This window comes from Hominisplanchenecus sp., from assembly GCF_046967715.1.
GTDB classification, from domain to species: Bacteria; Bacillota; Clostridia; order Lachnospirales; family Lachnospiraceae; genus Hominisplanchenecus; species Hominisplanchenecus faecis.
On the sequence record NZ_JBKVNQ010000011.1, the window covers coordinates 31,331 to 52,711 of the forward strand.

Consider the following 21,381-nt stretch of genomic DNA (forward strand, 5'->3'; position numbering starts at 1 on the left):
AATGTTTAAAAAACGAGTTACTTCTAATTATAAAAGGCACGGAAAATTAGTTCAAGTGTTCTTTCTTAAAAAAACTATAAAAAAACTTAAAAAAAAGCTTGCAATTTGTAAAACCATATATTATAATATGTCTTGCGTTCGAGGTAACGCAACACAAGATATGCGCGATTAGCTCAGCTGGCAGAGCACCTGACTCTTAATCAGGGTGTCCAGGGTTCGAACCCCTGATCGCGCACTATAAAAGCACTGTTTTGGATGACAAGTAGAGAGCATCGGGGACGGTGCTTTTTTTCGTGCAGTTTGCACAAAAGAGAAGTCCCACTTGTTGACCGTAATTTGTGTTGAGTTCAGGAATCAAAAATTGGCTGTGCTTTTTTCTCCGGTGTACGCCTTTGGACTTGTTAGAATGATTCGGGTGTGTTATATTAGACATAGAACTCTAAAATCAAGTCGAACGTATGTGAGACTTGGCATGCGATTCTGGTCGGTTTGGATGATATTTACTTAGCAGAATCGATGTGCATTTACACACAATAAGACAGGGGTTGATATCATGGGATTTTTTGACAAAGCTTTAAAAAAGGTACAGGATGTGGGAGAAAACATTGCCGCATCAGCAAACAATGTAAAAACAGTTGTTGAGACAAGTGTACAGGATACAATGGAGATCACCGGTCTGAAAAGACAGATCCGTGAATTAGAGAAAGAAATGGATGCACAGTATCTGCAGATCGGAAAGAAATATGCAGAATTTGTAGCAGATATGGATGATGCAGAACCGGAAACAGCAGAAAATGAAGCAGCCGAAGCAACAGAATCTTCAGAAGTGATCGATGAAGTGAAGGCAGAAGCAGCAACTGAAGCAATTGACGAAGTAAAGGCAGAAGATGTAGCTGAAACGGTCGATGAAGCAAAAGAAGAAGCAGCTGATGAAACCATCGATGAAGTGAAAGCAGAAGATACAGCAGAAACTATCGACGAAGAAAAAGAAGTATCCGAAGAGCCGGCAGAAGATAAAGTTACAGAAGAATCTGATGAGGACGAAGAGCCGGTGTTTGATGTTTCTGATTTCCTGACGATCATCAAACAGGATCAGGCAAAGAAAAAGGAGCTGGAAAATCAGCTGGCGGAAGTAGAGAAGAGAGCAAAACAGAATACACTTCTTCGTGAAAAGACAAAAGCGGAAGAGTCTTTTGAACAGGAAAAAGGCGTTCTCGACAAAGCACTTGCCATGGAAATTATTTCTAAGGAAGAATATGAGCAGAAGCTGAATATTGCCAGGAAAAAAGTAGAAAATTTTGAAGAGATCAAAAAAATCGAGCAGCAGTTCGAGATGGGCATTATCACAAAAGAAGAAAAAGATGAGAAAATAAATGCCATTCTGAATGCCTGACAAATCTGGTGTCTGCTTTACAGAATCAAAATCAGGTTGTATAATCGGGGCAGAATGTCGTCCGCTGGATGGACGAAATGGATAAAGGAGATGTAGAAGTTATTATGGTAAAGATTGATATTATTTCCGGTTTTTTGGGTGCAGGTAAAACGACCCTGATCAAAAAACTGTTACAGGATGCATTTAAAGGACAGCAGGTGGTATTGATTGAGAATGAATTCGGCGAGATCGGTATTGACGGTGGATTTTTGAAAGATGCAGGAATCGAGATCAAGGAAATGAATTCCGGCTGTATCTGCTGCTCTCTGGTAGGAGATTTCGGAACCGCTTTAAAAGAAGTGGTAGAGAAATATCACCCGGACCGCATCGTGATCGAGCCGTCAGGTGTCGGCAAACTTTCTGACGTTATCCATGCAGTTGAAAATCTGCATCTGGAAGCAGACGGAGAAGTGAAACTGAACAGTGCCGTTACGGTTGTCGATGTTCTGAAATGCAAAATGTATCTGAAGAACTTTGGTGAATTCTTCAAGAATCAGGTAGAAGCAGCCGGCACGATCATCCTGAGCCGTACCGATACAAAGAAGGCAACACCGGAAAAAATCGAAGCTGCCATCGAACTGATCCGTGAACTGAATCCGGATGCTACGATCATCACAACACCGGTGGAAGATCTGGGTGGACAGAAGATCCTGGACACGATCGAAGGAATGAAGATCGACCTTTCTCATGTAGAAGAAGAGCATGACCATTGCTGTGATCATGAACATCATCACGACCATGACCATGAAGAGCATGAGCATCATCACGATCATGAGGATCATGACCACGACGATCATGAGCATCACCATGACCATGGAGAGGGCTGCACCTGCGGCTGCCATGATCACGATCACGAAGAGCATGAGCATCATCACGATCATGAGCATCACCATGACCATGGAGAGGGCTGCACCTGTGGCTGCCATGACCATGACCACGAGGGACATCATCATCACCATCATCACGCAGATGAGGTATTTACAAGCTGGGGTAAGGAAACCGTCCGTAAATACAGCCGTGAAGAGATTGAAAAGATTCTGAAAACTCTGTCAGAAGACGATTCTTACGGAATGATCCTGCGTGCAAAAGGTATGCTGGAGAGCGAAGACGGTGTCTGGACTTATTTTGACATGGTTCCGGAAGAAGTGGATATCCGTGAGGGAAGTGCAGAATACACAGGACGTATCTGCGTGATCGGTTCCAAACTGGATGAAGCAAAATTAGAGCAGCTGTGGTTTGCGAAATAAGGAACAAGGTAAAAAAAGATGAGTGATTTTAATATTTCAACACCGGTTTATCTTGTGACCGGTGTCCTGGAGAGCGGCAAAACTTCTTTTCTGGATTTTACTGCGAAACAGGATTACTTTCAAATAGAAGGAACAACACTTCTGATCACCTGCGAAGAGGGTGAGGAGGAGTACGACGAGAAAGAACTTCTGAAATACAACACGGTTGTCGAGAAGATTGAAGAGCCGGAGGATTTTACATTTGAGAACCTCCGTGTTCTGCATCGCAAATATCATCCGGAGCGAGTGCTGCTTGAGTACAATCCGCTCTGGGGTGTCAACAAACTGCGTGCGATGAAACTGCCGCTTGGATGGGGCATTTCTCAGGAGATCGTGATCGTAGACGGCAGCAGCTATCAGATCTACCGTGCAAATATGCAGTCTCTGTTCTCAGAGATGGTGCAGAATGCAGATATGGTGATCTTCAATCGCTGTAAATCAAGTGATCCGCTGACCAATTATCGAAGAGGCATCAAGGTTGTCAATCCTTCCTGTGATATCAGCTTTGAGGATGAGGATGGTGAACTGATCGACCTGTTTGAGGAAAACACGCCGTACGATATGGATGCTCCGATTATCGAAATAGAAGATGTGGATTACGGTATCTTCTATGTGGATATGGATGACCATCCGGACAAATACGTTGGGAAAACGGTGAAGTTCAAGGCTCGTGCCATGAAGAGCAAAAACAAAGAGGCACCTTATTTTGTGCCGGGAAGAAAAGCGATGACCTGCTGTGCAGATGATATGCAGATGATCGGCTACATCTGTAAGAGTCCGATCGCTCCGCAGCTGAAACATGGACAGTGGGTTATGGTCACTGCAAGGGTAGCATTTGAATACGATAAGTTTTATCGCGGAAAAGGTCCTGTGCTGTATGCAAGCAAGGTAGAACCGTGCGAACCGCCGGCAGATGAAATGGTATATTTTAACTAAGTAAGCAAAACGCTGGCGAAAGCCGGCGTTTTGTGCGTTTGGTCTGATACAGCTTCCGGCGGACAGCAGAGGTGCAGGATATCAGATTTTTTCCGCGGATTGGGGGTTTTATTATGAGAATGTATGATCTGATCAGGAAAAAGCGAGATGGGGAAAGATTAGCAAAAGAAGAAATTGACTGGATGATCCGAAGTTATACAAATGGAGAAATTCCAGATTATCAGATGTCTGCACTGATGATGGCGATTTATTTTCGAGGGATGAATGAAGAGGAAACCTTAAATCTGACGCTTGCCATGGCGGACAGCGGAGAGCGGCTGGATCTTTCGGCAATCCATGGGATTAAAGTTGACAAGCATTCGACAGGAGGTGTAGGGGACAAAACATCGCTGGCACTTGTTCCGCTTGTAGCTTCCTGCGGAATTCCGGTAGCGAAAATGAGCGGCAGAGGCCTTGGGCATACCGGCGGCACGATCGACAAGCTGGAGAGCTTTTCCGGATTTTCAACGGCAATCCCGGTGGAAACATTTATAAAGAATGTCAATACGATCGGCATTTCGATCATGGGACAGACGGCAGATCTGGCTCCGGCTGACAAAAAACTCTATGCCCTGCGGGATGTGACGGCGACCGTGGACAATCTTTCACTGATCGCCAGCTCGATCATGAGCAAGAAACTGGCTGCCGGTGCCGATGCGATCGTTCTGGATGTCAAGACCGGAAGCGGAGCTTTTATGAAAAGCGAAGAAGATGCGTTTGCTCTGGCAGAAGAGATGGTGACGATCGGCAAAAATGCAGGGCGTCAGATGCATGCACTGATCACCGATATGGATCAGCCGCTTGGTTATGCAATCGGAAATGCTCTGGAAGTAAAGGAAGCGATCGCAACTTTGAACGGCAGCGGTCCGGAAGATTTCACGGAGCTGGTTCTGGCACTCGGAAGCCGGATGTTGATCGCCGGCAAAAAGGCAGAGGATGTCGCTTCCGCAGAAAAAATGCTGCGGCAGTCCATCCAGAATGGAGATGCACTTAGAAAACTGGAAGCATTTGTCAAAGCACAGGGCGGCACAGGAGAAGAAGTTTCTCATCCGGAGAAACTGCCTGCGGCCTCTATGCAGATTGCAGTACCATCGCCGCAGAGCGGCTATATTTCTCATATCCAGTGTGATGAAATCGGAGTCTGCTCCCTGCTTCTTGGAGGCGGAAGAGAGACAAAAGACAGTGTGATCGACCTTTCGGTAGGACTGGAGCTGAAAAAGAAAGTCGGAGATTATGTCGAAAAAGGCGAGACACTGGCGGTTCTGCATGCAAATGATCAGGAAAAAGCCGGGCAGGCAGAAGAGAGATTCCTGCGTGCATACCGGTTTTCCGAGACGCAACCGCCGAAACGTCCGATGATTTTCGGAGAAATTTAAAAGAATTTCAAATAATACCTATGAAACATACTGAAATTGTGGTATAAAGAAAGCATGATGTAAAATTAAGTGTCTTACTCTGCAAAAAGCAATTTGTATAACTTTACCGCAGAGAAGCATTCCCCCGCTTCAACTGCACGGAGCACTAAGCGGTGGCAGGAGTGAAAATCTGCTCAGGAGTATCTTTATGACATCATTTGTTTAAAACAAAAGAATAAATAATATGAGGAGAACAAGTATGGAACAGCTGATTCAGGAATGGAAAGCATCTCTTCCCAAATTCAGGGAGATGACAGAAAAATTTTATGCGAAAGAAGTAAGCGTGAAAGAATACAAAGGATTTTCCGGAGGATACGGAAGCTATGCCCAGAAAGGCGGCGAGGCAAGCATGCTGCGTCTGCGTATGCCGGGCGGAAGACTGACAAAAGAAAAACTGAAATTTATCGCACAGATGGTAGAACAGTATCATGTGGACAAAGCACATTTTACGACTTGCCAGGCAGTGCAGCTGCATGATCTGGACAAAGACAGTGTCTGTGACATCATGGAAAAAGCAGTGGATGTCGGTATCATCACAAAAGGCGGTGGCGGAGATTTCCCGCGAAATGTGATGTGTTCTCCGCTTTCCGGCGTAGAAATGGGAGAATATTTTGACGTACTGCCGTATGCAGAGGCTGTGTCTGATTATCTTCTGAAAAACGCAGATAAAGTGACCATGCCGCGAAAACTGAAAGTCGGATTTTCCAATTCTCCGGCCAATGTGACACATGCGACCTTCCGTGATCTTGGATTTGTAGCAGCAGAGGACGGAACATTTACCGTATATAGTGCGGGCGGACTGGGCAACAATCCACGCATGGGTGTGAAAGTGGCAGAAAACGTAGAGCCGTCACAGATCCTGTATTATGTGCAGGCGATGGTCAATACCTTCCTGGCATACGGAAACTATGAGAACCGCGGAAAAGCCAGAACACGTTATATGCAGGAAAAACTGGGAAGCGAAGGCTATGTGAAGGCATTTCTGGAGAAACTCGAAGAAGTAAAGAAAAATGAAAAACTGGATCTCAACCTTGCTGTTTCCGCTACAGAAAAAGCAGCTGACGGTGAACTTCAGACAGAAAACAAACGAATCGTGGCACAGAAACAGCCGGGACTGTATGCAGTAAAATATCATCCGATCGGCGGTGTGCCGAAAGTGTCAAAATTTGGCGAGATCTATGAAAGCATCAAAGATGTATCGGATGCAGAAATCCGCATTTCACCGGATGAGACAGTCTATATCATCAACCTGACGGCAAAAGAAGCAGAAAAAGTGCTTGCAGCTACGGATGACGGAGCAGAAACTTTATTCGAAAGTTCCGTATCCTGTATCGGAGCAACGATCTGCCAGGTTGGTGTGCGTGATTCCCAGGGACTTTTAAGAAAACTGGTTGAGACAGCAAAAGAATATGATTTTGCGGACGGTGTACTGCCGCAGATCCATATTTCCGGATGTACTTCATCCTGTGGGACACATCAAATCGGAAAGATCGGTTTCCACGGCGGAGTAAAGAGAATTGACGGTGTGACAGAGCCGGTATTTACGCTTCATGTGAACGGCTGTGACAGACAGGGTCAGGAGGCATTTGGCGAATCCTGGGGCATGATCAAAGAAAGCGATATCCCGAACTTTCTCATGGAAGTTGGAAAAACCGTTCAGCAGGAAAACACCGTGTTTGCCACATGGTATGAAAAGACACCGGAGAAATTAAAAGAGATTGCTGAAAAATATCTGATTAATTCAAGTCGAACGCACGTGAGACTTGGTGCGTGATTCTGGTCAGCGAAAGCTGACATATTCTTCTCAGAATCACTGCACATTCTCGCGGAGCGTTTATCTCAGTCGGAGATTGTACTCCCACTGAGAAAGACTTGTTATTACTCACCACTTGCAGAAGTGGGAGTCTTCTCGACTGAGATAAAAAACTTTTGACTTCAATGGATGCCTGCGAATTGCTCCATTACAAAGTAACTCTCACAATCCTGTAAATTTTTCCTGTTTTTCAGAAAAAAACTAGCCGTTTGGATAGTGTACAAAACACGGAAAAATTGCTATACTTTTTCTTGGGAAGAGGAACTTATAAACATAAAACGTAGTAAAACAACAGAGAAAGCGGGGTGTTGCATTGGCAGAAAACAGCATGTGGGAAGAGATGATGCAAGGGGAGAAAATCTGCTATGTAAAACCCCGCCGTGCAATCAGGCGGCTGAAAGCGGCAGATGAAGAGAATATAACAGCGTATATTTATGGGGTCAGCGGTTGCGGCAAAACGGAACTGGTCATGCGATATCTGAAGAACCGGAAATATACGCTGTTTAACGCTGGTTTGGTAACAGTGGAGGAACTGCGTGAGATCAAGGTTTCCAAGCAGCGGAAAACCGTGGTGATCAACAGTCTGCACGATATGGCGATGCAGAATGATACTGAGGAGATCCGGGAAGCGATCATCGAACTTGTGGAGCGTGAGGATGTGTGGCTGATTTTGAGCGGACGCTGTGCGGTACCGCCGTGGCTGACTGCTGTGCGGTATCGTGAAGTCTTCTATGTGATCGGTGAGCAGGAGCTGCTGTTTGATGAAGATCAGGCAGATCAGTATATTGCCATGACCGGGATGATCTTCAGTGAAGAACAGCGGGCAAAAGAAAAAGCATACTGCGTTGGTATGCCGATCGGCTGGAGCATCACAAATAGTGTCTATTGGCAGATGCGTATGGGGCAGGATGAAAAGGATGTCACGAAACCGTTTTCAGATGAAGAATACCGGACGATGGTGGGAGAGGCACTGAGCCAGATGTGGGATTATCTGGAATATCATGTCTATGACCGCTGGGAAATATCAATACAGGAATTTCTGATGGAAGTTGCAATTGTGGAAGATTTTACCGTATATATGGCGGAGATGATCACCGGACGCAATGATGTAGAATCGCTTCTTGAAAGGATTCAGTGGATCGGTAATTTCATGGATATTGTCCGAAACGGAAGTGAAACGGTCTACAAACTCAGAAATCAAATGCGGATCAGCATGATCCGGAGGCTGAGGCGAAAATACACAAAAGAGCAGATCCGTAAGCTTTACGAAAATGCAGGACTTTATTACCAGATCAGTAAGCAGCCGTTAAAGGCTCTTTCCATGTATCAACAGGTGAATGACACGGAAAGAATCGCCTCGGTGCTGATCGATAATGTTCGGATAGCACCAAACAATGCTTATTATTATGAACTGAAACCGTATTATCTTAAACTGCCGGAAGAAAAAATATGCAAAAGCCCGGAACTGATGTGTGGCATGAGTATGCTGCAGTCGTTGCTTTTAAATACCGAAGAGAGCGAACGCTGGTACCGGGAGCTTCAAAAATATGCAAAAGAACATACCGGAAGTGAACGGCGTTCAGCGAAAGGAAAGATCCTGTATCTGGATATCGGACTTCCGCACCGTGGCAGTGACCATATGGTAGAAATCCTGAAAAATGCATATTTGCTTCTTTTGGATAAAGAAGTGAAAATGCAGGAGTTTTCCGTTACCAGCAATCAGGCATCTCAGATGAACGGCGGCAAGGATTTCTGTGAGTGGAGCAAGCGTGACCGCGAGCTTGCAGGAAGCATTGGCAAGATTGTGGAATTTGTACTTGGAAAATATGGTAAGGGGCTTGTAAATCTGGCACTTGCAGAAAGCTTTTTTGAAAAGGGCGGAGATAATTATGAAGTTGCGATGCTTGCAAATAAGGGAAGAATGCAGGCGGAGGCAGGAGGCAAGATCGAGCAGTGTTTTGTCGGAGACGGCATGCTTGCCTGGCTTCATATTATTACCGGAAAAGTAAAAGAAGCGGAGGAGCTTCTGACCAGATTCAAGGGTAAAGCACAGCAGGAAAATGCAGAAAGAATTCTGCCGAATATCGATACCTTTCTCGTTCGCTGTGCATTATATGATGCGGACAAAGCAGCGATTGCAAAATGGCTTGCCCAGGCACCGGATGAAGAACTGATATTCTCTATTTATGATCGTTTTCATTATATTACGAAAGTGCGTGTGTATCTGCAGAATGGCAGAAACGAGCAGGCTTATCATCTGCTTTTGAAATGTGCCTATTATGCAAAAGTGATGCAGCGTACCTACATTGATATAGAAGTGAAACTGCTTCTTGCGATCACGCAGTACCGCATGGGTGAGAAAAAATGGGATGAAACACTTGGCGAGGCACTGACAAAAGCAGAAGAATATCATTTTGTACGGATCATCACAAGAGAAGGTGCGGCTATCCGGCCTCTGCTTCAGGCGACCTCCTGGAAGCCGTCGGAAGTGGAGAAAAATCCGGCACAGACAAGGAAAAATAAACAATTCTGGGCAAAGGTTCAGGACGAGACAGAAAAAATGGCACGATTCTATCCGGCGTATTTAAAAGTGGGTGTGGAAGAAGTCACATTGAGTGATACAATGCTTCGAATCCTGAAACTGCAGGCAGATGGAATGTCAAAAGAAAAAATTGCGGCAGAGCTGAATATGACAACCGCTAATGTAAAATATCATACACAGCAGATCTACAAAAGACTCGGTGTTTCCAATAAGGCAGGAGCCGTGATGGAAGCGGGCAAACGAGGACTGATCTGAAAATGCAAAGAAAAGAAACCACAGCACTTGCTGACTGAATCGGTCGGTGGTGCGTGGTTTTTTTTATCTCAGTCGGAGAAGACTCCCACTTCTATAAATGGCGAGCAACAAATTTGACCCTGACATCATGGCAAATTTTGAATGAAAATTGAACGAATATGAATGAAAATGAACGTTTGTGAAAACTATACAAAAACAGAAAGGAAAATTTGTGAATTAGTATGATTGAAATTGAACGAATATGATTGTATAATACAATCATGAAACAGAGAGGCACACAAAAGTGCAAAAGAAAGAGGTAAGGCATATGATTTATACGGTAACATTTAATCCTTGTCTGGATTATATCGTAGGTGTGGAAGATTTTCAACTGGGAATGACAAACCGCACCTGTTCAGAGCAGATGTTTGCCGGTGGAAAGGGGATCAACGTCTCTATCGTTCTGAAAAATCTCGGCATTGAGAGTACGGCACTTGGATTTATCGCCGGTTTCACCGGAGAGGAGATCCGCAGAAAAGTCGAGAAGATGGGCATTACATCCGAATTTATCCAGCTTGAGAATGGATTTTCCCGGATCAACATCAAACTCAAATCCATCGATGGAACGGAGATCAACGGCACAGGACCTTCGATCGGAAGTGAAGAACTTGAAAGATTGCTTAAGAAACTGGATACACTGAAAAAGGGAGATGTGCTGATTCTTGCAGGCAGCATCCCGACAAGTCTTCCGGATTCTATTTACAGTGACATTATGGAACGTCTGGAAGAAAAAGAGGTCATGATCGTGGTGGATGCGACAAAAGACCTTCTGGTCAATGTACTGAAATACCATCCGTTCCTCATCAAACCAAACAATCATGAACTGGGCGATATCTTTGGAGTGGAGATCAGAGAGCGTGACCAGGTAGCACCATATGCGAAGAAGTTACAGGAGATGGGAGCAAGAAATGTTCTGGTTTCCATGGCAGGCAAAGGTGCAGTGCTTCTTGCTGAGGATGGCAGCGTATATGAAAGCCCGGCACCGAAAGGTAAACTGATCAATGCGGTTGGAGCCGGAGATTCCATGGTGGCTGGTTTTACTGCAGGTTATATGCAGAAAGGCAGCTATGAACATGCATTCAAAATGGGCGTTTCCACCGGAAGTGCCAGTGCATTTTCTGAGAATTTTGCCACAAAAGAAGAAGTAGAAGCGATTTATAAAACATTGTAAAGATGCCAGGGTCAAAAGCCTGAAACTACGATGTCGAAGTGAGAAGCAATTCGTATGGCACTTTTGAATTAGCTTCTTGTAGAAAATCTATCACAAAAAAGAAATGTAAGAAAGGAGAACTTATGAGGATCACAGAACTGCTGGATAAGCGAAGCATCAGGATCGACGGTGCTCCAAAATCCAAGAACGAAGCTCTCGACCAGATGGTCGAACTGATGGCAAAGAGCGGAAAAATCAATGACCTGGAAGCTTATCGCCAGGAAGTATACCGCCGTGAAGAGGAAGGAACGACAGGTGTCGGAGAGGGGATTGCGATCCCTCACGGAAAAGGTGCATTTGTAGATAAGCCGGGACTGGCAGCGATGGTTGTAAAGGACGGTGTAGATTACGATTCTCTTGATGGAGAGCCGGTACATCTGATCTTTCTGATTGCAGCACCGAATACCAAAGACAACGTACATCTGGACGTACTGAGCAAACTTTCCGTACTTCTGATGGATGAGGATTTTTCCAGAGCACTGCAGAATGCAAAAAGCCCGGAAGAATTTATGAAGATCGTCGATGAAGCAGATCAGGAAGCACCGGATCTGGATGAAAAACTGAAAGCAGATGAAGCGACCTCGGAAGATCAGTTCCGTATTCTGGCTGTCACAGCATGCCCAACCGGTATCGCACATACTTACATGGCAGCGGAAGGTCTGGAAAAGGCTGCAAAAGCGAAAGGATGTTTCATTAAAGTAGAGACAAGAGGTTCTGGCGGAGCGAAAAATGTGCTGACTGCGGAAGAGATCAAAAATGCAGACTGCATCATCGTTGCGGCAGATACGAAGGTTCCGATGGATCGATTCAATGGCAAAAAGCTGATCGAAGTCCAGGTTTCTGACGGTATCAGCAAGGCAGATAAGCTGGTAGAGCAGGCTATGTCAGGTAAGGTACCGGTTTATCAGACATCGGAAAATGCAGAAGTTTCCGTGAAAAAAGCAGGAGGCTCCAAAGGCCATCAGATTTATATGCAGTTGATGAATGGTGTTTCACACATGCTGCCATTCGTCGTAGGCGGAGGTATTTTGATCGCTCTTGCATTCCTGATCGATGGACTTTGTGTAGATATGACATCATTGACAGCAGAAGCACGACAGAGTTTCGGTTCGATCACACCGGCAGCGGCAACACTGAAATCCATTGGCGACCTTGCATTTGGATTTATGCTTCCGCTTCTGGCAGGATTTATCGCTATGAGCATTGCAGACAGACCTGGTCTGGCAGTCGGATTTGTGGGTGGTGCGATTGCGGCAAACGGTAAGTCTGGTTTCCTTGGTGCATTAGTTGCAGGTTTCCTGGCAGGCTATCTTATCCTTCTCTTAAAGAAATTGTCCGAAAAACTTCCGGAAGCATTGAAAAAAATTGCCCCAGTTCTTCTCTATCCGGTATTCGGCATTCTGATCGTGGGACTCGTTATGACGTTTGTAGTAGAGCCTCCAATCGGAGCTTTGAACACGGCACTGAACACAACCCTCACCAACATGGGCGGTTCCAGCAAGATTCTTCTTGGCATCATCGTGGCAGGCATGATGGCAGCCGATATGGGTGGTCCGTTTAATAAAGCGGCCTATGTATTTGGAACGGCATCGATTGCGGCTGGAAATTACGGAATCATGGCAGCAGTTATGATCGGCGGTATGGTTCCTCCGTGTGCGATTGCTCTGGCATCTCTTCTGTTTAAAGATAAATTTACAAAAACAGAAAGAGAATCCGCTCCGACAAACTTTATCATGGGACTTGCATTTATCACAGAAGGTGCGATTCCGTTTGCAGCATCCGATCCACTGCATGTCATCCCGGCATGCGTGATAGGTTCCGGACTTGCAGGAGCACTTTCCATGGCATTCGACTGTACGCTGATGGCACCGCACGGTGGAATCTTCGTGTTCCCTGTAGTCGGCAATCCGCTGATGTACCTGGCTGCACTGGCAGTAGGAACCGTAGTCGGAGCACTGATGCTCGGTGTGCTTAAGAAAAAAATAGCCGAGTAAACCAAAACTTCATCATAAAACTTTTCCTCAGAAAAACCGCAGTGACTTTAAAGTTGTAAAGCACTGCGGTTTTGCTTTACTTTCTTATCTGCTATGAGCTATAATAAAAGGCGTCAAGGGATGTAACTATATGATTTTTTTGCAGCATGAAAAGGGGTGGGATAATATGCTTACTAAAACACGACAGAAAGAGATCTTGAAACTTCTGGAAAACAGAGGCAGCGTGACACTTCAGGAGTTAAAAGATCATTTAAATACTTCAGAATCTACGATCCGTCGAGATCTGAATACGTTGGATGCACAGGGGAAGCTGATCAAGGTTTTCGGTGGGGCAGTTGCAGCTGACAACATGAGCATACGCGATGAGCAGGTGTCACGAAGAGAAGAAAAGAATTTAGAAGAAAAAAGACTGATTGCACGTTATGCGGCATCGCTGATACAGGATGATGATTTCGTGTATCTCGATGCCGGAACGACAACCGGATGTATGCTCGATTATATTTCCGATGCGACAACGGCTGTTTTTGTGACGAATGCACCATCGCATGCACAGAAACTGGCACGCAAAGGCATGGAAGTCATTCTGATCGGCGGCAGACTCAAACAGTCCACGGAAGCAGTGGTTGGAGAAGAGGCATGCAGACAGATCGAGAAATTTAATTTCAGTCTTGGTTTCCTGGGCAGCAACGGCGTTTCCGAACGCTCCGGATTTTCGACACCGGATCAGGACGAAGCGATGGTCAAAAAAAGAGCAATCGAACGCATCCACCGGTGCTTTGTTCTCTGTGATCACACGAAATTTTACAAAGTCAGCCCGATCAGCTTTGCAAAATTAGAAGATGCCGTCGTACTGACAGATTCTGCACCGCAGGGCAATTTCCAGGAGATGCCGAACATCGTGGAAATTTCCGAAGATGAATAGATAGAAATACCAAAAACGGCAAAACTGTAAAAAGTGAAAAGGATGCCGGGAGTGCCTTGAAACAGAGCAATCAGCAGGCATCAAATAAAAGATGGAAAATAAAGGAGGAAGAAAACATGGGATGGTTGATATTGATCGTACTTCTTTTGATCGTGTTGATACTTTTGCTTTCCTGCGTGAAGATTGTGCCGCAGGCAACCGCAATGGTTGTGGAACGTCTTGGCGGATATCGTGCGACCTGGTCGGTCGGACTTCATGTGAAAGCACCGTTTATTGACCGTGTTGCAAAGAAGGTCATTTTAAAAGAGCAGGTGGTAGATTTTGCACCGCAGCCGGTTATCACAAAGGATAACGTAACAATGCGGATCGATACGGTTGTATTTTTCCAGATCACAGATCCGAAGCTGTTTGCATACGGCGTGGAGAATCCGATCATGGCAATCGAAAATCTGACTGCAACGACACTGCGAAATATCATCGGTGATCTGGAGCTGGATCAGACCCTGACATCCAGAGAGACGATCAACACGAAAATGCGTGCGTCGCTTGATATTGCCACGGATCCATGGGGCATTAAAGTAAACCGTGTGGAGCTGAAAAACATCATTCCGCCGGCTGCAATCCAGGATGCGATGGAGAAGCAGATGAAAGCAGAGCGTGAGCGAAGAGAAGCGATCCTGCGTGCAGAAGGTGAGAAAAAATCTACCGTGCTTGTGGCAGAAGGCAAAAAGGAATCTGCAATCCTGGATGCAGAGGCAGAAAAAACCGCAGCAATCCTGCGAGCAGAAGCACAGAAGGAAAAGATGATCCGCGAAGCCGAAGGTCAGGCAGAAGCGATCCTGAAGGTTCAGAAAGCAAATGCGGACGGTCTTCGTTTCTTAAAAGATGCAGGAGCAGATGAAACCGTTCTGGCACTGAAGAGCTTTGAAGCACTGACAAAAGTGGCAGACGGCAAAGCAACCAAGATCATCATACCATCGGAACTGCAGAATGTTGCCGGCACATTGACAGCACTTGCAGAGACTGTAAAAACCGAGAAAAAAGAAACAGCAGATCCGGTTTAAAAGAAAGTATAGGCCATTTTTGAATTTATGAAAAATGAAATGGTTTGAAAGCGAATATGGAGGATAAAAAAATGGATTTAAAAGGACGCAATTTTCTGACTTTAAAAGATTTCACGGCAGAGGAAATCATTTATCTGGTCGATCTGGCAGCAGAACTGAAAGAAAAAAAGAAAAAAGGAATCCCGGTTGACACCTTAAGAGGAAAAAATGTGGCTCTGATCTTCGAAAAGACCAGCACGAGAACACGCTGTGCATTTGAAGTGGCAGCACATGACCTTGGCATGGGAACGACTTATCTGGATCCTTCAGGTTCTCAGATCGGCAAAAAAGAGAGCATCCGCGACACCGCACGCGTACTGGGCAGAATGTTCGAAGGTATCGAGTATCGTGGATTTGGACAGGAAATTGTGGAAGAACTGGCAAAATATGCAGGGGTTCCGGTATGGAACGGCCTGACGAACGAATACCACCCGACACAGATGCTTGCTGATATGCTGACGATCCGTGAACACCTCGGACATCTGAAAGGCGTGAAACTGGTATACATGGGCGATGCACGTTACAACATGGGTAATTCTCTGATGATCGCATGTGCAAAACTCGGTATGCATTTCGTAGCATGTGCACCGGAAAAATATTTTCCGAACGCAGCACTGGTTGAGGAATGCCAGGACTATGCAAAAGAGAGCGGCGGAAGCATCACACTGACCGAAGATGTCAAGGTCGGAACCAAAGATGCAGACGTTATCTACACCGATGTATGGGTTTCCATGGGTGAGCCGGATGAAGTCTGGGAAGAGCGTATCCGCGAATTAACTCCATATAAAGTAACAAAAGAAGTGATGGAAAACGCAGGAGAGAAAGCTATTTTCCTGCATTGCCTGCCGGCATTTCATGACTGGGAGACAAAGATCGGAAAAGAAATGGGCGAACGTTTCAACCTCAAAGAAATGGAAGTTACCGATGAAGTATTTGAGTCTGAACAGTCCGTTGTATTTGACGAGGCGGAAAACAGAATGCACACCATAAAAGCAGTTATGGCGGCAACACTTGGAGCATAAAATTTTATGTCAAGAAAAGAAGAAAAATGGATCAAACGGCTGGAGATCTTAGGAGCCTCCGCCGCTGTGATCGTGATCGTATCCGCAGTCGGGACCTTTTTGCTGGATAGTATTGCCATGCAGCTGATGGCACTGGCTGTCGGATGCGGAAGCATAGTCAATGTGGTACTTATGGTGCTTTGTTATTATAAAAAGAAGACCATACCGAGCATTATTTTTATGATTTTTGCACTGCTTCTCATAGCAACTTTTATTATGCAGATCATGGCTATGTAAAAATGCCAGGGTAGACATAAAAGTGGAGCGTAAGCTTCACGATATGCGAATAGTGGAGTGTTATGTGCCGGTGGCACATGTTTAACACTGACCGAAGCGGATCGTAGAAAGAATTGTGAGAGTACGAGGTACGGAACAATTCGTATGGCATTTCAGTGTAACTGTGGAAATACAAAGCAGTTTTAAACAGAGGTAAAAGAACATGAAAAGTAAAATACTGAATCGTCTGCGTGGTGCAGAAGAATTTGTTTCCGGACAGCAGCTCTGTGAAGAGTTCGGCGTATCCAGAACGGCAGTATGGAAAGCAATCAATCAGCTTAAAGAAGAAGGCTATGAGATCGAGGCGGTACACAATAAGGGGTATCGCCTTTTAGGATGTCCGGATATTATTTCTGCGGAAGAAGTAAAAAGCAGACTTCACACGGACTGGGCGGGCTGTGAAGTGAGATATTTTGATACACTTGATTCCACCAATATCTGTGCCAAAAGAATGGCAGAAGAAGGAGCACCGAACGGAACGCTGGTGATTGCGGATAAACAGACTGCCGGACGCGGAAGATGCGGAAGAGTCTGGGAGACGCCGAAAGGCACAGCAATCGCCATGACACTTCTGATGCGTCCGAATCTCCGACCGGAAAAAGCAAGTATGCTGACTCTGGTGATGGGTATGGCAGTAACAAGGGCAGTCAACGAACTTTACAGTCTGAACTGCCAGATCAAGTGGCCAAATGATGTGGTCTGGGAAGGAAAAAAAATCTGCGGTATTCTGGTAGAAATGAGTGCTGAAATGAATGCGATCCATTACCTGGTTATCGGATGCGGTATCAACGCAAATATGACAGAGTTCCCGGAAGAACTGAAAGAAAAGGCCATTTCCCTGCGAATGATCACCGGGGCTGAAGTGGATCGTGCACAGATCATACAGCGGTCTCTGGAATGGCTGGAAAAATATTATCAAAAATTTGAAGAGACGAGCGATATGTCCGGACTGATGGAAGAATACAATCAGATGCTGGTGAACAGAGGAAGTGAAGTCTGCGTGCTTGACCCGTGCGGCGAATACCGCGGAAGAGCACTTGGCATTAACGATGCCGGAGAACTGTTGGTGGAAAAAGAAGATGGAACGACAGAAAATGTCTACGCCGGAGAAGTGTCCGTACGCGGTGTGTATGGATACGTGTGAATTACTTTGCAGCGGGCAATTTGTTGGTATCAACAGTAAGAATGCCAGAGGCATTCTTAAACATCGCATGAAACAGAAAGAAGAAAGGAACAACGTCATGAAAAAAGCAAACGAGACAGTCGTTCTGTGCGGAGCGAGTGCCTACGAAGAAAAATATTATCTGAATCCGCAGTTCTCCAAACTGCCGGAGCACATCCGTCAGGAACTGCAGATCATGTGTGTACTGTATACACAGAAAGTAGGCGGAATCCTGATGCTGGAATTTACGCCGGAAGGTCATCTGGAATTTAAGACCGAAGCGAAAGAAAACGATTTCTTCTATGACGAGATCGGAAGCGTACTGGAGATCAAAAAACTTCAGAATGAGAAACGAGAACTGATGGAAGCACTGGAAATGTTTTATCGCGTAGTATTTTTGGGTGAGGAATTCGATTACGATGAAGCTTAAGATAGGAAATGTAGAGATTGCAAATCCGTGTGTGCTGGCACCGATGGCGGGCGTTACGGACCTGCCGTTCCGACTGCTGTGCAAAGAACAGGGAGTCGGGCTTCTGAGTATGGAAATGGTCAGTGCGAAAGCGATTTCCTTTCATAATAAAAATACGCTGGATTTGATGCAGATCGCAGAGGGAGAAAATCCGATCGCTCTGCAGATCTTCGGTTCCGATCCGGAGATCATGGCACAGTCCGCCGCCGAGATTGAAGAGCGGCCGTTTGATATTCTCGATATCAATATGGGCTGTCCGGTGCCGAAAGTAGTCAATAACGGCGAAGGTTCCGCACTGATGAAGAATCCAAAACTGGCGGGAGAGATCGTGGAGAGGGTTTCCAGGGCAGTAAAAAAGCCGGTGACGGTAAAGATCCGCAAAGGATTTCAGGAGTCCAGTGTCAATGCCGTAGAGATGGCAAAGATTCTTGAGGCATCCGGGGCAGCAGCGATTGCCGTACATGGAAGAACGAGAGAACAGTATTATTCCGGAGAAGCAGACTGGAACATCATCCGCCAGGTCAAAGAAGCCGTTTCCATTCCGGTGATCGGAAACGGGGATATCACCTGTGCAAAAGATGCTGCGAACATGATCGAACAGACCGGATGTGATGGCGTGATGATCGGAAGAGCCTCCCGCGGAAATCCATGGATTTTTCGTCAGGTGAGCGAATATCTGGAAAACGGAAAGATCATTGAGCCTCCGACGATCGCAGAAGTCAAAAAAATGATGCTGCGTCATGCAAAACTGCAGCTGCAGTACCGTGGAGAATATACCGGAATCCGTGAGATGCGAAAACATGTTGCATGGTACACCGCAGGATTTCCGCATTCGGCAAAACTGAGGAAAAGAGTGAATGAAGTCGAATCCATGGAAGCCCTGGAAGAACTTCTGCAAAGCTGGGAGTGAGATAAACGCTTTGCAGTTCGTCTTGAAAACAGTTCAACCCGGAAGCTTAAACGGACGACAATATTTTCCGTAAGGCTGAACTGTTGTAAAAAACGCAGAAAACAAGGGCAGATTGCTTGACAAGGCACAAAACGCAAGGTATAATTTTTGATTACAAGATAGCTGCAAAAAGTGGCTATCTTGTTTCACGAATGTATATTATGATATTGGGGTCAAAAGGTCTTTTGCCCCCAACAAGATGCCTGCGAATTGCTCCGTTACAAAGTAACTCTCGCAATTCTATAAACATTCGGAATCCGCATATTTACTGCGTAAATAGCTACTTCCTCATGTTTAGCGGGTCCCAAGTTCAAATGTCTTATCTTGCAAGCAAGAACGACATTTTGACCTTTTGACCCTGGCATCATAGAATTCCCAAAATTATTTGTTAAAAAGTGCAGGAAAATCTTTCGCTGCACTTAAAGTTATGCTGCTAAGAGCGGCATCAGGAGGTAAAGATGGAAGAAAAGAAGAACTTACTGACTTATGCAGGTTTAAAAGCTCTTGAAGATGAGCTGCATGATCTGAAGGTAAACAGACGTAAAGAAGTTGCCGGTAAGATCAAAGAAGCAAGAGAACAGGGCGACCTTTCAGAGAATGCAGAATACGATGCAGCAAAAGATGAGCAGAGAGATATCGAAGCACGTATCGAAGAAATCGAAAAAATTCTGAAAAATGCGGAAGTAGTTGTAGAAGATGAAGTAGATCTGGACAAGATCAGCGTTGGATGCAGCGTCAAGATTTACGATGAAGAATATGAAGAAGAAATGGAATACAAAATTGTAGGATCTTCCGAGGCAAACAGCCTGAAAGGAAAGATTTCAAATGAATCACCGGTAGGTCATGCACTGCTGGGACATAAAGTAGGCGATGAAGTAACTGTAGAGACTCAGGCAGGAGAAATCCATTATAAAGTACTGAGCATCCACAGATCTAATTAAGGAGTGACAACAGTGGGAGAACAGAAGAATCAAAAGACACAGGACGTAAATCAGCTGCTGAAAATCCGCCGCGATAAGCTTGCAGAACTGCAGGCAGACGGAAAAGACCCGTTTCAGATCACAAAATTTGATGTGACACATCACAGCCAGGAAGTCAAAGATCAGTTTGAGGATCTGGAAGGAAAGAGTGTAGTGCTCGCAGGACGTATGATGTCCAAGCGAGTAATGGGAAAAGCATCTTTCTGCAATATCCAGGATCTGCAGGGCAATATCCAGTCTTATGTGGCAAGAGACAGCATCGGTGAGGAAGAATACAAAGCTTTCAAAAAAATGGACATCGGAGATATCGTAGGTCTGGAAGGTGAAGTATTTAAAACAAAGACCGGCGAAATTTCCATTCATGCATCCAAGGTAACTCTGCTTTCCAAGAGTCTTCAGATTCTTCCGGAAAAATTTCATGGTCTGACCAATACCGACATCCGTTATCGTCAGCGTTATGTCGATCTGATCATGAACGCAGACGTAAAAGAAACCTTTATCAAACGTTCCAGGATCATCAGTGCAGTACGTCAGTATCTGAACGGACAGGGATTCCTGGAAGTTGAAACACCGATGCTGGTATCCAATGCCGGCGGTGCAGCAGCAAGACCGTTCGAAACACATTTCAATGCACTGAACGAAGACCTGAAGCTGCGTATTTCCCTGGAACTGTATCTGAAGAGACTGATCGTCGGAGGCATGGAGCGTGTTTACGAGATCGGCCGTGTATTCCGTAACGAGGGACTGGATACACGTCATAATCCAGAGTTTACACTGATGGAGCTCTATCAGGCATACACCGATTACCACGGCATGATGGATCTGACTGAGAATATGTATCGTTATGTTGCACAGACTGTTCTTGGCACAACCACCATTTCCTACAACGGTATCGAGATGGATCTGGGCAAACCGTTTGAACGTATCACAATGGTAGATGCTGTTAAGAAATATTCCGGTGTAGACTGGAACGAAATCAAAGACCTTGAAGCTGCCCGTGCAGCCGCAAGAGAACATCACATCGAATATGAAGAACGTCACAAAAAAGGCGATATCCTGAACCTGTTCTTTGAAGAATTTGTAGAAGAACATCTGATTCAGCCGACGTTCGTTATGGATCATCCGGTTGAGATTTCACCGCTGACCAAGAAAAAACCGGAAAATCCGGAATATGTAGAACGTTTTGAATTCTTCATGAACGGCTGGGAAATGGCAAATGCTTACTCCGAGCTGAACGACCCGATCGACCAGAGAGCACGTTTCGCAGCTCAGGAAGAACTGTTCGCACAGGGCGATGAAGAAGCAAACCACACCGACGAAGATTTCCTGAATGCACTGGAGATCGGTATGCCGCCTACAGGAGGTATCGGATTCGGTATCGACCGTATGTGTATGCTGCTGACCGATTCCGCTGCAATCCGTGACGTTCTGCTGTTCCCGACGATGAAGTCCTTAGATGGTGTAAATAAGAAAAATGATGTAAATAATACAGCTTCTG

General features: G+C 45.4%; 17 protein-coding genes and 1 tRNA gene. All 18 read left to right on the forward strand.

Annotated features, from left to right (window positions below; translation table 11 throughout):
- Window positions 1-162: 162 nt before the first annotated feature.
- A tRNA-Lys gene (locus ACLTL4_RS02785) sits at window positions 163-235 on the forward strand.
- Between the two features lie 318 nt (window positions 236-553).
- On the forward strand, window positions 554-1,393 hold the full coding sequence (locus ACLTL4_RS02790) for a hypothetical protein (RefSeq protein ID WP_412320201.1): 840 nt from the start codon (window positions 554-556) through the stop codon (window positions 1,391-1,393).
- 104 nt (window positions 1,394-1,497) lie between these two features.
- A complete protein-coding gene (locus tag ACLTL4_RS02795; protein ID WP_412320209.1) occupies window positions 1,498-2,679 on the forward strand; it encodes a GTP-binding protein in 1,182 nt (393 codons plus the stop codon).
- Between the two features lie 18 nt (window positions 2,680-2,697).
- On the forward strand, window positions 2,698-3,654 hold the full coding sequence (locus tag ACLTL4_RS02800; protein WP_022118020.1) for a GTPase (G3E family): 957 nt from the start codon (window positions 2,698-2,700) through the stop codon (window positions 3,652-3,654).
- A 113-nt stretch (window positions 3,655-3,767) separates the two neighbouring features.
- A complete protein-coding gene (locus ACLTL4_RS02805; protein WP_412320202.1) occupies window positions 3,768-5,069 on the forward strand; it encodes a pyrimidine-nucleoside phosphorylase in 1,302 nt (433 codons plus the stop codon).
- A 238-nt stretch (window positions 5,070-5,307) separates the two neighbouring features.
- Window positions 5,308-6,882, forward strand: coding sequence for a nitrite/sulfite reductase (locus ACLTL4_RS02810; protein ID WP_412320203.1), 1,575 nt, complete (start codon window positions 5,308-5,310; stop codon window positions 6,880-6,882).
- 352 nt (window positions 6,883-7,234) lie between these two features.
- A complete protein-coding gene (locus ACLTL4_RS02815; RefSeq protein ID WP_243860778.1) occupies window positions 7,235-9,718 on the forward strand; it encodes a LuxR C-terminal-related transcriptional regulator in 2,484 nt (827 codons plus the stop codon).
- 307 nt (window positions 9,719-10,025) lie between these two features.
- Complete coding sequence (pfkB, locus tag ACLTL4_RS02820; protein ID WP_412320204.1) at window positions 10,026-10,928, forward strand: 1-phosphofructokinase; 903 nt, start codon at window positions 10,026-10,028, stop codon at window positions 10,926-10,928.
- 122 nt (window positions 10,929-11,050) lie between these two features.
- A complete protein-coding gene (locus tag ACLTL4_RS02825) occupies window positions 11,051-12,961 on the forward strand; it encodes a fructose-specific PTS transporter subunit EIIC (protein WP_412320205.1) in 1,911 nt (636 codons plus the stop codon).
- Window positions 12,962-13,127: 166 nt separating this feature from the next.
- Entirely contained in the window at window positions 13,128-13,883 is a 756-nt protein-coding gene (locus ACLTL4_RS02830) for a DeoR/GlpR family DNA-binding transcription regulator (RefSeq protein WP_412320206.1), read from the forward strand.
- 116 nt (window positions 13,884-13,999) lie between these two features.
- The gene (locus ACLTL4_RS02835; protein WP_022118764.1) at window positions 14,000-14,947 is read left to right on the forward strand and encodes an SPFH domain-containing protein; all 948 of its coding nucleotides are present in this window, start codon (window positions 14,000-14,002) and stop codon (window positions 14,945-14,947) included.
- A gap of 71 nt (window positions 14,948-15,018) precedes the next feature.
- Complete coding sequence (gene argF, locus ACLTL4_RS02840) at window positions 15,019-16,008, forward strand: ornithine carbamoyltransferase (RefSeq protein ID WP_173896349.1); 990 nt, start codon at window positions 15,019-15,021, stop codon at window positions 16,006-16,008.
- Between the two features lie 6 nt (window positions 16,009-16,014).
- The gene (locus ACLTL4_RS02845) at window positions 16,015-16,284 is read left to right on the forward strand and encodes a hypothetical protein (protein ID WP_412291176.1); all 270 of its coding nucleotides are present in this window, start codon (window positions 16,015-16,017) and stop codon (window positions 16,282-16,284) included.
- Window positions 16,285-16,486: 202 nt separating this feature from the next.
- Window positions 16,487-17,467 (forward strand): biotin--[acetyl-CoA-carboxylase] ligase, encoded by a 981-nt coding sequence (locus tag ACLTL4_RS02850; protein WP_173896348.1) that lies wholly within the window; start codon window positions 16,487-16,489, stop codon window positions 17,465-17,467.
- A gap of 97 nt (window positions 17,468-17,564) precedes the next feature.
- Window positions 17,565-17,915, forward strand: a complete 351-nt coding sequence (locus ACLTL4_RS02855) for a DUF6145 family protein (RefSeq protein WP_147632476.1) — start codon at window positions 17,565-17,567, stop codon at window positions 17,913-17,915.
- Complete coding sequence (dusB, locus tag ACLTL4_RS02860; protein ID WP_412291177.1) at window positions 17,905-18,864, forward strand: tRNA dihydrouridine synthase DusB; 960 nt, start codon at window positions 17,905-17,907, stop codon at window positions 18,862-18,864. The genes ACLTL4_RS02855 and dusB overlap by 11 nt, the downstream gene beginning before the upstream one ends.
- 497 nt (window positions 18,865-19,361) lie before the next feature.
- The gene (gene greA, locus ACLTL4_RS02865; RefSeq protein ID WP_022118758.1) at window positions 19,362-19,844 is read left to right on the forward strand and encodes a transcription elongation factor GreA; all 483 of its coding nucleotides are present in this window, start codon (window positions 19,362-19,364) and stop codon (window positions 19,842-19,844) included.
- Window positions 19,845-19,856: 12 nt separating this feature from the next.
- On the forward strand, window positions 19,857-21,381 hold a 1,525-nt coding region (lysS, locus tag ACLTL4_RS02870), incomplete at its 3' end, for a lysine--tRNA ligase (RefSeq protein ID WP_412320207.1).

Coding starts and splice junctions, on each gene's coding strand:
- ACLTL4_RS02800 (WP_022118020.1), top strand. CDS start 2,698: ATGAGTGATTTTAATATTTCAACACCGGTTTATCTTGTGACCGGTGTC.
- ACLTL4_RS02825 (WP_412320205.1), top strand. CDS start 11,051: ATGAGGATCACAGAACTGCTGGATAAGCGAAGCATCAGGATCGACGGT.
- dusB (WP_412291177.1), top strand. CDS start 17,905: ATGAAGCTTAAGATAGGAAATGTAGAGATTGCAAATCCGTGTGTGCTG.
- argF (WP_173896349.1), top strand. CDS start 15,019: ATGGATTTAAAAGGACGCAATTTTCTGACTTTAAAAGATTTCACGGCA.
- greA (WP_022118758.1), top strand. CDS start 19,362: ATGGAAGAAAAGAAGAACTTACTGACTTATGCAGGTTTAAAAGCTCTT.
- ACLTL4_RS02835 (WP_022118764.1), top strand. CDS start 14,000: ATGGGATGGTTGATATTGATCGTACTTCTTTTGATCGTGTTGATACTT.
- ACLTL4_RS02795 (WP_412320209.1), top strand. CDS start 1,498: ATGGTAAAGATTGATATTATTTCCGGTTTTTTGGGTGCAGGTAAAACG.
- ACLTL4_RS02845 (WP_412291176.1), top strand. CDS start 16,015: ATGTCAAGAAAAGAAGAAAAATGGATCAAACGGCTGGAGATCTTAGGA.
- ACLTL4_RS02810 (WP_412320203.1), top strand. CDS start 5,308: ATGGAACAGCTGATTCAGGAATGGAAAGCATCTCTTCCCAAATTCAGG.
- ACLTL4_RS02855 (WP_147632476.1), top strand. CDS start 17,565: ATGAAAAAAGCAAACGAGACAGTCGTTCTGTGCGGAGCGAGTGCCTAC.
- ACLTL4_RS02805 (WP_412320202.1), top strand. CDS start 3,768: ATGAGAATGTATGATCTGATCAGGAAAAAGCGAGATGGGGAAAGATTA.
- ACLTL4_RS02790 (WP_412320201.1), top strand. CDS start 554: ATGGGATTTTTTGACAAAGCTTTAAAAAAGGTACAGGATGTGGGAGAA.
- pfkB (WP_412320204.1), top strand. CDS start 10,026: ATGATTTATACGGTAACATTTAATCCTTGTCTGGATTATATCGTAGGT.
- ACLTL4_RS02830 (WP_412320206.1), top strand. CDS start 13,128: ATGCTTACTAAAACACGACAGAAAGAGATCTTGAAACTTCTGGAAAAC.
- ACLTL4_RS02850 (WP_173896348.1), top strand. CDS start 16,487: ATGAAAAGTAAAATACTGAATCGTCTGCGTGGTGCAGAAGAATTTGTT.